General features: G+C 63.6%; 10 protein-coding genes. 6 read left to right on the top strand and 4 right to left on the bottom strand.

Going from position 1 to position 12,073, the window contains the following annotated elements; genetic code table 11:
- The 3 genes from CXY71_RS03635 to CXY71_RS03625 form a co-directional block, all read right to left on the bottom strand.
- Nucleotides 1–389, bottom strand: a 389-nt coding sequence (locus CXY71_RS03635; protein WP_304481823.1) for a biotin/lipoyl-containing protein, incomplete at its 3' end; no start/stop codon positions are given.
- 60 nt (nucleotides 390–449) lie between these two features.
- Complete coding sequence (lpdA, locus tag CXY71_RS03630) at nucleotides 450–1,823, bottom strand: dihydrolipoyl dehydrogenase (protein ID WP_104134326.1); 1,374 nt, start codon at nucleotides 1,821–1,823, stop codon at nucleotides 450–452.
- Nucleotides 1,824–1,924: 101 nt separating this feature from the next.
- Nucleotides 1,925–3,412, bottom strand: coding sequence for a leucyl aminopeptidase (locus CXY71_RS03625; protein ID WP_104134325.1), 1,488 nt, complete (start codon nucleotides 3,410–3,412; stop codon nucleotides 1,925–1,927).
- Nucleotides 3,413–3,535: 123 nt separating this feature from the next.
- Between CXY71_RS03625 and CXY71_RS03620 the strand changes: the two genes are divergently transcribed.
- The 5 genes from CXY71_RS03620 (at nucleotide 3,536) to CXY71_RS03600 (ending at nucleotide 9,417) form a co-directional block, all read left to right on the top strand.
- Entirely contained in the window at nucleotides 3,536–4,459 is a 924-nt protein-coding gene (locus tag CXY71_RS03620) for a proteasome assembly chaperone family protein (RefSeq protein WP_104134324.1), read from the top strand.
- 63 nt (nucleotides 4,460–4,522) lie between these two features.
- On the top strand, nucleotides 4,523–5,857 hold the full coding sequence (locus CXY71_RS03615) for a nitrate/nitrite transporter (protein ID WP_104134323.1): 1,335 nt from the start codon (nucleotides 4,523–4,525) through the stop codon (nucleotides 5,855–5,857).
- Nucleotides 5,858–6,067: 210 nt separating this feature from the next.
- Nucleotides 6,068–7,330: an RNA polymerase sigma factor gene (locus CXY71_RS03610; RefSeq protein WP_233198375.1), complete on the top strand. Its 1,263-nt coding sequence runs from the start codon at nucleotides 6,068–6,070 to the stop codon at nucleotides 7,328–7,330.
- A 44-nt stretch (nucleotides 7,331–7,374) separates the two neighbouring features.
- On the top strand, nucleotides 7,375–8,655 hold the full coding sequence (locus CXY71_RS03605; protein WP_146072735.1) for a MurT ligase domain-containing protein: 1,281 nt from the start codon (nucleotides 7,375–7,377) through the stop codon (nucleotides 8,653–8,655).
- Complete coding sequence (locus CXY71_RS03600) at nucleotides 8,656–9,417, top strand: type 1 glutamine amidotransferase (RefSeq protein WP_104134320.1); 762 nt, start codon at nucleotides 8,656–8,658, stop codon at nucleotides 9,415–9,417.
- A gap of 125 nt (nucleotides 9,418–9,542) precedes the next feature.
- Here the strand turns inward: CXY71_RS03600 and CXY71_RS03595 are convergent, their stop codons facing one another.
- Nucleotides 9,543–9,794: a hypothetical protein gene (locus tag CXY71_RS03595; protein WP_233204363.1), complete on the bottom strand. Its 252-nt coding sequence runs from the start codon at nucleotides 9,792–9,794 to the stop codon at nucleotides 9,543–9,545.
- Nucleotides 9,795–9,988: 194 nt separating this feature from the next.
- Between CXY71_RS03595 and CXY71_RS03590 the strand changes: the two genes are divergently transcribed.
- The gene (locus tag CXY71_RS03590; protein WP_233198376.1) at nucleotides 9,989–12,067 is read left to right on the top strand and encodes a type IIA DNA topoisomerase subunit B; all 2,079 of its coding nucleotides are present in this window, start codon (nucleotides 9,989–9,991) and stop codon (nucleotides 12,065–12,067) included.
- The last annotated feature ends 6 nt before the right edge of the window (nucleotides 12,068–12,073 follow it).

Raw genomic sequence — 12,073 nt, 5'->3', positions numbered from 1 at the left:
GCGGGTGCGGGTGCGGCGACCGGTGCGGGTGCGGGTGCGGGTGCGCCGACCGGTGCGGCAACCACCTCTTCCACGGGGGCTGCGGGAGCCTCGACGGGTGCCTCGACGGGTGCCTCGACGGGTGCCTCGACTGCTGGAGCAGCTGCGCCGGACCCGTCGCCGATTGTCACGAGCGGCGTTCCGACCTCGACGGTCTCGTCTTCCTGCACCAGGATGGCTTCAATGATGCCGGCGACCGGGGACGGAATTTCCGTGTCCACCTTGTCGGTCGATACCTCGAGCAGCGGCTCGTCGACCTCCACGCGGTCGCCCACGTTCTTGAGCCAGCGGGTGACCGTGCCCTCTGTGACACTCTCTCCGAGTGCCGGGAGGCTGACGGATTCGCTCATGCGCATGTCTCCTTCAAAACCGTTTGTATGTCTGAAAATGGGATAAGAACAGGTATCCGACTACATCGCGTGAAGCGGTTTGCCGGCGAGAGCCAGGAAGGCCTCACCCATCGCTTCATTCTGCGTCGGGTGGGCGTGCAGGAACGGGGCAATGTCCTCCGGGTACGCTTCCCAGTTCACAACGAGCTGGCCTTCGCCGATGAGTTCGCCGACACGGGCACCGATCATGTGGATGCCCACGATGGGACCGTCCTTCACCCGAACGAGCTTGACCGACCCGGCGGTACCGAGAATCGAACTCTTGCCGTTGCCACCGAGGTTGTACTCATAGGTCGAGATCTGCTCGGCACCGAACTTGTCCGCAGCCTTCGCTTCGCTGTAGCCGACGGAGGCAACTTCAGGGTCGCAGTAGGTGACCTTGGGAATGTTGATGTCCTCGACGAGGATCGGGTTCAGGCCGGCGATTTCTTCTGCGACGAAGATTCCCTGCTGAAAACCACGGTGGGCCAGCTGCAGGCCGGGAACGATGTCGCCGACGGCGTAGACGCCGGGGATGTTCGTGGCGAGACGCTCGTCAGTAATGACGAAGCCGCGATCCATGGTGACGCCGACTTCATCGAAGCCGAGTCCGGCCGTGACCGGGCCGCGGCCGACGGCGACGAGCAGCAGGTCGGCCTCGACGGTCGCACCGTTTTCTAAGGTAACGACGACGCCAGCGTCCGACTGCGTGACACTCTGAAAACGGATGCCGAGGGAATATTCGATCCCGCGCTTGCGGAACGCGCGTTCCAGCTGCTTCGAGATCGACTCTTCTTCGTTGGGAACGAGGTGCGGGAGGGCTTCGATGATCGTTACGTCGGCGCCAAAGGACTTCCAGACACTCGCGAACTCGACACCAATCACGCCGCCGCCGAGCACGGCAACCTTCTTGGGCACGTAGTCCAGGGCCAGAGCGGTCTCGCTCGTGATGACGCGGCCGCCGATCTCGAGGCCCGGCAGCGAACGGGAGTAGGAGCCGGTCGCGAGGATGACGTTCTTGCCGACGATCGTATCCTCGCCGACCTGAACGGTCGTGGGGGAGACGAGATGGCCTTCGCCCTCGATCACGGTGATGCCGCGAGCCTTGACCAGGCCCTGCAGCCCCTTGTACTTGCTCGCGACGATGCCCTCGCGAAACGCGGTGACCGCAGCGATGTCAATGCCCTCAAACGAGGTCTTGACACCGTATTTGGCCGACTCGCGGCTAACATCGGCGACCTCGGCCGAGTGCAGGAGAGCCTTGGTCGGAATGCAGCCGACGTGCAGGCAGGTGCCGCCAAGTTTGCCCTTCTCGATCAGACCAACGGTGAATCCCAGCTGCACGGCCCGCAGCGCTGCTGCGTATCCACCGCTTCCGCCACCGAGAACGACAATGTCAAAGTTCTGTTCCGACACTCAGCTACTCCCTCGCGCTTAACGCTTTGTCACGACGGCCGATGAAATTGTGCTGAACGGCCACGTGGTTTGACAAGCTTTTTCTTGCCCCTACGACTGTACTACGGGCGTGAAAAGTCCTCGGCCAGTCGAAGCAGGGCCCGGACAGCTACCCCGGTCGGTCCGGCGGCGGTGAATCCCCACCCCGTTCCCGAGTTCTGGGCCGGCCCGGCAATGTCGAGGTGAGCCCACGGGATCGTCGTTCCGACGGCATCCGTTCCGATGAATTCCCTCAGAAACACCCCCGCGAGCAGCATGCCGCCGGCAGTGCTGCCGATCTTGGCGTTGGCGATGTCGGCCACATCGGAGTTGAGGGTGGCGCGCAGCTCATCGGGGAACGGCATCGGCCAGGCTGCCTCGCCAACGGCAGCGCTGGCTGCGAGGACCCGTTGCACCAGGGTATCGTCGCCCATGATGCCGAAATACCGGGTGCCGAGGGCGACCACGGCGGCTCCGGTCAGGGTGGCGACGTCGATGATGGCGTCGGGCTGTTCCTCTGCTGCTGCGACGAGACCGTCGGCGAGTACGAGGCGGCCCTCGGCATCCGTGTTGAGCACCTCGACAGTGCGTCCGCCGCGCATGCGCAGCACATCGTTGGGACGGATGGCCGAACCGGAGGGCATGTTTTCGGCAATGCACATCCAGGCAGTGATTCGCACGGGCAGTTCCAGCCGCGCCGCGGCGAGCACGACTGCGAGCACCGTGGCTGCGCCGGTCATGTCGTATTTCATCCCCACCATGGATGCCGGCGGCTTGAGCGAGAGTCCGCCGGTGTCAAAGGTGATGCCCTTGCCGACGAGCGCCAGGTGCTTGCCGGCTCCACTCGGCGTGTAGCTGAGCTTGACCAGGCGTGGCGGGCGGGTCGAGCCTGCACCGACTCCAGCGATGCCGCCGAAACCATCGGCGACCAGCTGCTGCTCGTCCCAGACTGTGACGGCGATCGGGAGGCCGGTGGCTGCTTCGACCGCGGCCGCGGCGAGCGACTCGGGGTACAGATCAAGCGGGGGCATGTTCACGAGGTCCTTGACCAGGCGGATCGCCTCGGCGTTTGCGCTGGACCGCGCAATAGCGTTGGGCGCCATGATCGAGGTGTGCACGACGACACTCGACGCCGGCAGCTTGGCCGCGGCGAGCGAGCTGTGTCGGTACGCGGTGTAGGAGTAGCCGCCGAGAGCTGCGCCCTCGAGCACGGCCTCGACCTGATCGGCATCGGTCAGCGAAATGGCGAAGGCTAACGCGGCGACGCCGGTCAGCTGGCGTACAGCGGAACCGGCAGCGTGCCGCAAAGCGTCGGTGTCGACGGTCCGTCCAAGTCCTACGATCGCGATCGAGCGCGGTGAATCGTCGTTGGTGACCAGCCGTACGACCTCATCGCGGGCGCCGGTCACGCCGAGGAGCGGAAGCTGGGATGTGATGGCGGCGATCAGTGTGTCGCTTCCGGTCGCGATGAGGCGCGCACCGTCATCCGTTTGTTGGGCAGCGACAATGACAATCGCGGCGGGAGAGTCGATGGCGGACTCGGTGGACAGGGACAGGGTAGGAACGGTCATACTTCGATGGTAGCCACCGGGAGAAGGATCGCCGGTGGCCGGCAGTGCGAGTGGGCGAGGTGTTCGCTCTCGGCACTCCGTCAGAAGCCACCTAAAACCGGCAGTGCGGATTAGAGTTAAAGCATGCTAGACCCTGCTGAGCTGTACGAACTGACCTCGGACGCCGATGGCGTTTCGGAGGGATTACACCTGGTCGCGGGCCTGACCGGCTTTGCGGATGCCGGTGGAGCGGTCGCGCAATTCACTGACTATCTCCTCACCAATCTCGAGCACACCGTCGTCGCGTCCTTCGATACGGACGCTCTGCTTGACTACCGAGCGAGGCGCCCGATCATTTACTTTGATCAGGACCACTTGACCGACTATCAGCCGCCGTCACTGCGCCTTTATCTGGCTCGTGACGAGATCGGACAGCCGTTCTTGTTCCTGGCCGGGTTCGAGCCCGACTTTCGCTGGGAGCAATTCACGGCCGCTGTGATGCAACTGGTGGATCGGTTCACCGTTGCTTCGACCACCTGGGTGCATGCCATTCCGATGCCCGTTCCACACACCCGCCCGATCGGTGTGACCGTCAGCGGCAATCGCTCCGACCTGATCGAGAACCGTTCGGTGTGGCGCCCACACACCCAGGTTGCGGCCAACGTGCTTCACCTGCTCGAATTTCGTCTGCAGGAGCGTGGCGCTTCAACGGTCGGCTACGTTTTGCTGGTCCCGCACTACCTGGGCGATACCGAATTTCCCGCGGCGGCGTTGAGCGCGCTGGAAAGCACAAGCGCGTCGACCGGGTTGATCTTTCCCACCGATCGCCTGCGCGAAGCCAACCGTGAGTTCGTCGCACGGATCAACGACCAAGTGCGGGACAACCCCGAACTGTCCAAGCTCGTTGGCACCCTTGAGCAGCGCTATGACGCGTACATGGAAGGCAGCCCATTACGGTCACCGCTGACAGACGAAGACGGCGAACTGCCCTCGGCCGACGAAATCGCTGCTGAACTGGAGAATTTCCTGGCTCTGCGTCGCAGCCGCGACGACGGCCCGTCGGCCTAACGACGGGTACCGACGGGGGCATTCCCAAACTGGGGCAGGCTTGAGCGCGGTAAGTTGGGACGAGTGAACTCCCGTCGATCCACCCTGATCTTTGTCATAGGATCGTTCGCGTACCTGTCTGCCGTGCTCCAGCGCACCTCGATGGGAATTGCGGGGGTGGCAGCTACCGAGCGTTTCGGCGGCTCGGCTGCCGTGCTCTCGAGCCTCGCGGTTGTGCAGCTCCTGGTCTATGCCGCGGCGCAGATTCCGGTCGGCGTTCTGATCGATCGTTTTGGGCCGCGCGTGCTCATGATCACCGGCACCGCACTCATGGTGACCGGGCAGGTCACCCTCGCGCTCGCACCGGACATTACTCTTGCCGTCGTGGGGCGTATTCTCGTGGGTGCTGGCGATGCGACCATCTTCATCTCCATGATCCGCCTGATCAGCTCGTGGTTCAGCGGCCACATCGTTCCGCTGCTGTCCCAGTGGATGGGCAACATCGGCCAGCTCGGGCAGGTTCTGTCCGCGGTCCCCTTGGCCTGGCTGCTGCACACGAGTGGATGGGTGCCGGCCTTTCTCTCGGCCGCCTCCGTCGCCGTCGTCGCCCTGATAGTGGTCATCATCTTCGTGAGGGACCGCCCCAGCGACATGACCGAGCAGGTCAGGGCGAACAGCCTGGCCATCGCGTTGACCCAGCTTCGACACAGTTTCAAACGTCCAGGCACCCAGCTCGGGTTCTGGTCGCACTATGTGACGCAGTCCGCCGGCACCGTGTTCAGCCTGCTCTGGGGCTATCCGTTCATGGTCTTCGGCCTCGGCTACGAGCCAGCTTTCGCTGCCGCCATGCTGACCGTGCTGGTCGGGGCCGGGCTCGTGTTCGGACCAATTCTCGGCCTGCTAACGGCACGCCACCCCCTGCGTCGCAGCAATATCGTGCTGGGAATAGTCGCGGGTATCGCTGCCGCCTGGGCGCTCGTTCTGCTCTGGCCCGGTGTTCCGCCACTCTGGACCATTGTGCTTTTGCTCGTGGTCCTCGGCATTGGCGGTCCCGGTTCGCTTATCGGCTTTGATTTTGCCCGCACCTTTAACCCGCAACGCAGTCTCGGTTCGGCCAACGGTGTGGTCAACGTCGGCGGGTTCACCGCGAGTTTCGTCACGATGTACCTGGTGGGGCTGCTGCTCGACCTGCAGAACGGATGGAAGGTCGCCGGAGGAGCGGCCAGCGACCTGTACGCCCTCGATGCCTTCCGGGTGGCGTTCTCGGTGCAATACCTCGTGATCGGCGTCGGCGTCGGATTTCTGCTGCACGCCCGCCGCCGTACCCGTCGCCAGCTCTCCCGCGATGAGGGAATAGAAGTGGCGCCTATCTGGGTTGCACTATCACGGGCTTGGAAACGACGTAACGGTCGATCATAGTGTGTGGTGTGGCTTGTCGTCCAGATAAACCGTGCAATACTTATTTCTAGGACCCGTTCTGGTCCGGGGTATGTCTACACCGTGTGGAACTTACAGTGTTGATATGACCATCCCTGGGCTTGACATGGGTCCAAGTTCTGCCCAAAAACGCATCTGGCACCGTCACCGGTCGCACAGAAGCAGGTACGACTCCGCATGAGAGGTGCTCTAATGGCAACCACCGTAAAGACCGAGGCGTCCGACGAGACGCCCACGACGGCGGTCAAGAAGACCGTCACCAAGGCTGCAGCAGCCAAGGCCGCCGCGACGAAGAAGTCCGCAGCCACCGCAGCTGGCGTCGACAAGCCTGCTCCCAAGAAGCGCGTCACCAAGTCCAAGGTCGTCAAGAAAGACGATGAAGCCGACGTCGACACCGCGCCGGACGGCGAGGAAGACGACTCAGACGACGAAGGCACCAAGCGCCAAGCCTCGAACGAGCCGCTGCCGAGCGGCGCTCTCGTGCTGTCGCTGGTTGACGACGACGATGAGGTTCCGGTCTACTCGAGTGCCATCACCGGCGCGACGGCCGACCCGGTCAAGGACTACCTCAAGCAAATCGGTAAGGTCGCCCTGCTGAACGCTGCCGAAGAGGTAGAACTGGCCATGCGCATCGAGGCCGGCTTGTTCGCCGAGGACAAGCTGTCGGTCATGACCGATGTCGAGAAGAAGAACGCTCTCGGCCGCGAGTTGCAGTGGGTTGCCAAGGACGGCGCCCGCGCCAAGAGCCACCTGCTCGGTGCCAACCTCCGCCTCGTCGTCTCGCTGGCTAAGCGCTACACCGGTCGCGGCATGCAGTTTCTCGACCTGATCCAGGAGGGCAACCTCGGGCTCATCCGCGCCGTCGAGAAGTTCGATTATACCAAGGGCTTTAAGTTCAGCACTTATGCCACCTGGTGGATTCGTCAGGCGATCACCCGAGCCATGGCCGACCAGGCCCGCACCATCCGTATTCCGGTGCACATGGTCGAGGTCATCAACAAGCTCGCCCGGGTGCAGCGGCAGATGCTGCAGGACCTCGGCCGCGAACCCACGCCCGAGGAGCTCAGCCGCGAACTCGACATGACGCCGGAAAAGGTCGTCGAGGTACAGAAGTACGGTCGCGAGCCGATCTCCCTGCACACCCCCCTCGGTGAAGATGGCGACAGCGAGTTCGGCGACCTCATCGAAGACACCGAGGCCGTTGTTCCAGCGGATGCAGTCGGTTTCACGATGCTGCAAAAGCAGCTCGAGAGCCTCCTCGATTCGCTCTCCGAGCGCGAAGCCGGCGTCATTCGCATGCGCTTCGGTTTGGGCGACGGCATGCCCAAGACGCTGGACCAGATCGGCGATACCTTCGGCGTCACACGTGAGCGTATCCGTCAGATCGAGTCCAAGACGATGGCCAAGCTGCGCCACCCGTCCCGGTCGCAGTCCCTACGCGACTACCTCGAGTAAAGAGTGGCGTTGATACGGCAGTCCCGGATCGTGACCCTGCTCTCGTGAAGTCGGTGAAGTATGCTCCGGCGATTCTGATTGGTCGAGCGGTTCGGGTTCTGGCCCGCTGGCGCAAACCTGGTGGTGGCTCGGCCATCCCCGGCGTCGTCGTAAACCGCATCGCACCTCGTTTCTTGGCCGACACCCTCAACGGCTTTCCGCTCGGTCTGATCATCGTGACCGGTTCGAGCGGAAAGTCGACGACGACCAAGATGCTCGTCGCCATTCTGCGGGCGCACGGCCTGACCGTGTTCACCAACCAGTCGACGGCCAATATCAGCCAGGGTTTGACCAGCGCCCTGCTTGAACGGGTCACCCTGACCGGGCGCATCTCCGGTGACGTCGCCGTTCTCGAAATGGATGAAGGGCACGGAGCCTTGATCGCCGGGTCGCTGGCTCCACGCGTTGTCGCCCTCACCAACGTCATGGTCGACCAGATCGACCGGTTCCACGACTCCGAGATGGTCTCGGCCCTGCTCGGGAAGATTGCTGCCCGCGCCACCGAAACCGTGGTTCTCAATGCCGACGACCGCTACCTCGCCGATGTCGGCGCCCGGCTCGAACCGAGCGTACGACTGTCCCGCTACGGTGTCACCGCCGACGTTCTCACTCAGCACCCCCGTGGCCTCGGCTACGCCGACACCACCCAATCGCGTCTGCCCGCTGGAACGGGACTCCAACTGACCGGAATGGCGGGGCGTACTGCCAAAGTTGATTTTCCTTCCGACGGCGGCAGCCACAGCATTGCACTGCCGGCTCGCGGCATCCACTACGCCGTTGATGCTCTGACCGCGCTCGGCGCCGCCGAGGCCACGCTGGGGGAGAGTTTCAACCCGGGTACCGCCTGTGCCGCCCTCTCGGCAATGCCAGCCGTTTTCGGTCGCGGCGAAGTCGTCACCGTCGGCGGTAAGGCGATCGAATTCGTGCTCGTGCAAAACCCGTCGAGCTTTCAGCTCAACGTCGACAGCCTCGAGGCCGGCACTGAGCAGATCATTGTGATCATCGGCTCCGATGTGCGGGATCCCTCATATTTCTGGCCGGTCGATACTTCGGGGCTCGGTCACGTGCTGATCGCCTCCGGGCTGAAGGCGCACGACATCGCCCTGCAGCTGGCCTACGACGGAGTCTCGGTCGATCGTATCGAACCCGACGTCGCGACCGCACTGGATACCTTCCTGGCGCTGCCGGATCCCGTGTTTGGAATGAAAACGATAATCTTCTCGGCCGATGGCATGCGGCGCACTCGCGCCCACCTCGGCCTCGTCTCCAACGTTGAGGAATCGTAAATGACCGCCACGTCGATCGAGCGCCCCTTCACGGTAATCTCGCTGCTGCCCCGTCTCCTCGACACCAACGGCGATGCCGGCAACGCTCGAGTGCTCGCCCAGCGGGCCCGGTGGAGCGGCCGCGAAGCGCGAGTGGTCGACGTGCATACCCGGTCAGACCTGCCCGAGCACGTCGACGCGGTGTCGATCGGATCGGGAACGGATGCTACGCTGCTGCCCGCGAGGGATGCCCTCCGTACCGTAGTGGAGGACCTGCGAGTCTGGTCGAATTCCGGCGTGCCCATTATGGCTGTCGGCACCGGCTGGGAACTGCTCAGCTGGGGGATCGACCTCATCGATGGAACGGTGATCGACGGCCTCGGGCTAGTCGCCGGCCATGCGGTGCCACGCACCCGGCGCGCCACCGACGATATCATCGTGTCGACAAAGTATGGGCGGCTGATCGGGTTCGAGAACCACGCCCGCGACTATGCCGGCGCCGAAGCGAGCCCGCTGGGCCGAGTGCTCCATGGCACCGGCAATGCGGATGCATCGGCGAGTGGACCGCAGATCGAGGGGCTGACCATGGGTGAGGTGTTCTGCACCCACCTGCACGGTCCCGTTCTGGCCAAAAACCCCGGGTTGGCCGATCACCTGCTCGAGGCGGCCTTCCGTCGCCGCGGTCTCGCCTATTTCCGCGGCGCCGTAGCCGAATCCGTCGATGAGACCGCGCGGGTCGCGCGCAACCAGGTTGCATTGCGACTGGGGCAACCAGCCGAATAGCGGGCGGTCAGAATGCAGCCAGCCGGGCGTTAACGAGGAAACCGCGCAACGAGACTGGCCTGAGCCAGCCGCGCGCGCGGCATCTGTTCGACGTCAGCTAGAGCCGACTAAGGTTAGACGATCAGCTATGAACGCTGGTCTTCGAGCAGACGACTCGACTCGTCGTGCCAGCTCTCGGCAATGCTCGCGAGCTTCTCTTGATGCTTGCGGCCATGGTGAGCACAGAACAGCAATTCACTGTTCTTCACGACGACGCGAATATAGGCTTGGGCACCGCAGGCATCACAGCGGTCGGCTGCGGTGAGCTGGTGGGGGGCGCCCTGCTCGTTTTCAGCACCGTTGTCTACAGCACCATTTTCGGTGGCGATCTGGGACATATTCTCCTCCTCCAGCCTTTATTGCTTGAACCCTTTCACTAATGTAAACACGGCCTGGCTGGATTTGCGCGGTGATTGGGCGGTATTTCGCTCACCGCGTAGCCGCGTTGCTCAGTTGTGACCCGCGCATGACGGGAGGGGTCGGCGGGCGTTGCGCGAAGGCACCCCGGTTGGCCCCGGTATTCTTGACTGTTGTGAGTTCTGACTATTCCGCGCGCCACCTATCCGTCCTCGAAGGACTGGAGGCAGTGCGCAAACGCCCCGGCATGTACATCGGTTCAACCGACTCTCGCGGTCTGATGCACTGCCTATGGGAGATCATCGACAACTCGGTTGACGAGGCCCTCGGTGGTCACGGTGCGAGCATCAATATCGAGCTGCACCCTGATCAGAGCGTCGAGGTGCGCGACACGGCCCGCGGCATCCCGGTCGATATCGAACCCAAGACCGGTCTGACCGGCGTCGAGGTCGTTTTCACCAAACTGCACGCCGGCGGTAAGTTCGGCAGCGGATCTTATGCCGCGTCCGGCGGACTGCACGGGGTGGGAGCATCCGTTGTCAACGCCCTGTCCGAACGCCTCGACGTCGAGGTCGACCGGGACGGCAAGACCTGGGCCATGTCCTTCCACCGCGGAGAGCCCGGCCTGTTTGCCGACACGGGGGAGAAAAGTCCGGACGCCCCATTCACTCCGTTTAAGAACCAGAGCGAACTGCGAGTGATCGGAAAGGTCAAGCGCGGTATCACCGGAACCCGCATTCGCTATTGGGCCGACCGGCAGATCTTCACCAAGGGTGCAGCCTTCCAGACCGACGAGGTGCTGAACCGGGCCCGACAGACGGCGTTCCTCGTTCCCGGCCTGGCGATCGAGGTCGCCGACCGACGTACCGACGAGCACGTGGTCAGCCTGTTCCAGTTCGATGGCGGTATCAGTGAATTCGTCGAGCATCTCGCGACGGATGCCCCGATCACCGATACCTGGCGGCTGACCGGCAGTGGCACCTTCAGCGAAACCGTACCGGTACTCACCGACAAGGGCGCCATGGTGCCCACCGAACTCGTGCGCGACTGCCAGGTGGATATCGCCCTGCGTTGGGGGACCGGCTACGACACGATCGTGCAGAGCTTCGTGAACATCATCGCCACGCCGAAGGGCGGCACGCACCAGGCCGGCTTCGACGCCGGGCTGCTCAAATTTCTGCGCGGCCAGGTTGAGCTGAATGCCCGCCGGCTCAAGGTCGGCAGCGACAAGCTCGACAAGGACGACGTGATGGCCGGCCTCACCGCCGTGCTCACCGTACGCCTGCCCGAACCGCAGTTCGAGGGCCAAACGAAAGAGGTGCTCGGCACGCCGGCCGTGCGGGCGATCGTTGCCAACGTTGTCGCCAAGGTTATGGCGGAGCGCTATGCCTCGGTGAAACGAGACGACAAAACCCAGTCAGCTCTGTTGCTCGACAAGATCGTCGCCGAGATGAAGTCGCGCATCTCCGCCAGGGCGCACAAGGAAACCCAGCGGCGTAAGAATGCCCTGGAGAGTTCCTCCCTGCCGGCCAAGCTGGTCGACTGCCGCAGCAACGACGTGTCCACGAGTGAGCTGTTCATCGTCGAGGGCGACTCAGCGCTCGGCACCGCCAAGCTCGCGCGCGACAGCGAGCATCAAGCGCTGCTGCCGATCCGCGGCAAGATTCTGAACGTACAGAAAGCTTCCGTCTCGGACATGCTCTCCAACGCCGAGTGTGCCTCGATCATCCAAGTGATCGGTGCCGGCTCTGGGCGCAGCTTCGACCTGTCGGCGGCGCGTTACGGCAAGGTCATCATTATGAGCGACGCCGATGTCGACGGCGCCCATATTCGCACCCTGCTGCTCACCCTGTTCTTTCGTTACATGCGCCCGATGATCACCGAGGGCCGCGTGTTCGCCGCGGTGCCGCCGCTGCACCGGGTGGTTGTGATGAATCCGGGCAGCAGACCCAACGAGACCATCTACACCTATTCCGAAACCGAGCTGCACGCGGTGTTGACGGCACTCGAAAAGAAGAATCGCCGCTACCAGGACCCGATCCAGCGCTACAAGGGCCTCGGCGAAATGGATGCCGACCAGCTCGCGACCACCACCATGGAACGCGCCCATCGCACCCTGCGTCGGGTGCGCGTCGACGATGCCGAAGCGGCCGGTAAGGTGTTCGAACTGCTGATGGGGAATGATGTGGCCCCGCGCAAGGAGTTCATCATTGACAGCTCGGACAAGCTGTCCCGCGATCGCATCGACGTCTAACGGCCA

The organism is Cryobacterium sp. Y62 (genome assembly GCF_002929785.1).
Lineage (GTDB): Bacteria > Actinomycetota > Actinomycetes > Actinomycetales > Microbacteriaceae > Cryobacterium.
This window is presented reverse-complemented; position numbering and strand designations above follow the sequence as displayed.

Bases quoted from the DNA above. Each gene is read 5' to 3' on its own strand.
- CXY71_RS03625 (WP_104134325.1), bottom strand. From the start codon at position 3,412: ATGACCGTTCCTACCCTGTCCCTGTCCACCGAGTCCGCCATCGACTCT.
- CXY71_RS03620 (WP_104134324.1), top strand. From the start codon at position 3,536: ATGCTAGACCCTGCTGAGCTGTACGAACTGACCTCGGACGCCGATGGC.
- CXY71_RS03610 (WP_233198375.1), top strand. From the start codon at position 6,068: ATGGCAACCACCGTAAAGACCGAGGCGTCCGACGAGACGCCCACGACG.
- CXY71_RS03600 (WP_104134320.1), top strand. From the start codon at position 8,656: ATGACCGCCACGTCGATCGAGCGCCCCTTCACGGTAATCTCGCTGCTG.
- CXY71_RS03595 (WP_233204363.1), bottom strand. From the start codon at position 9,794: ATGTCCCAGATCGCCACCGAAAATGGTGCTGTAGACAACGGTGCTGAA.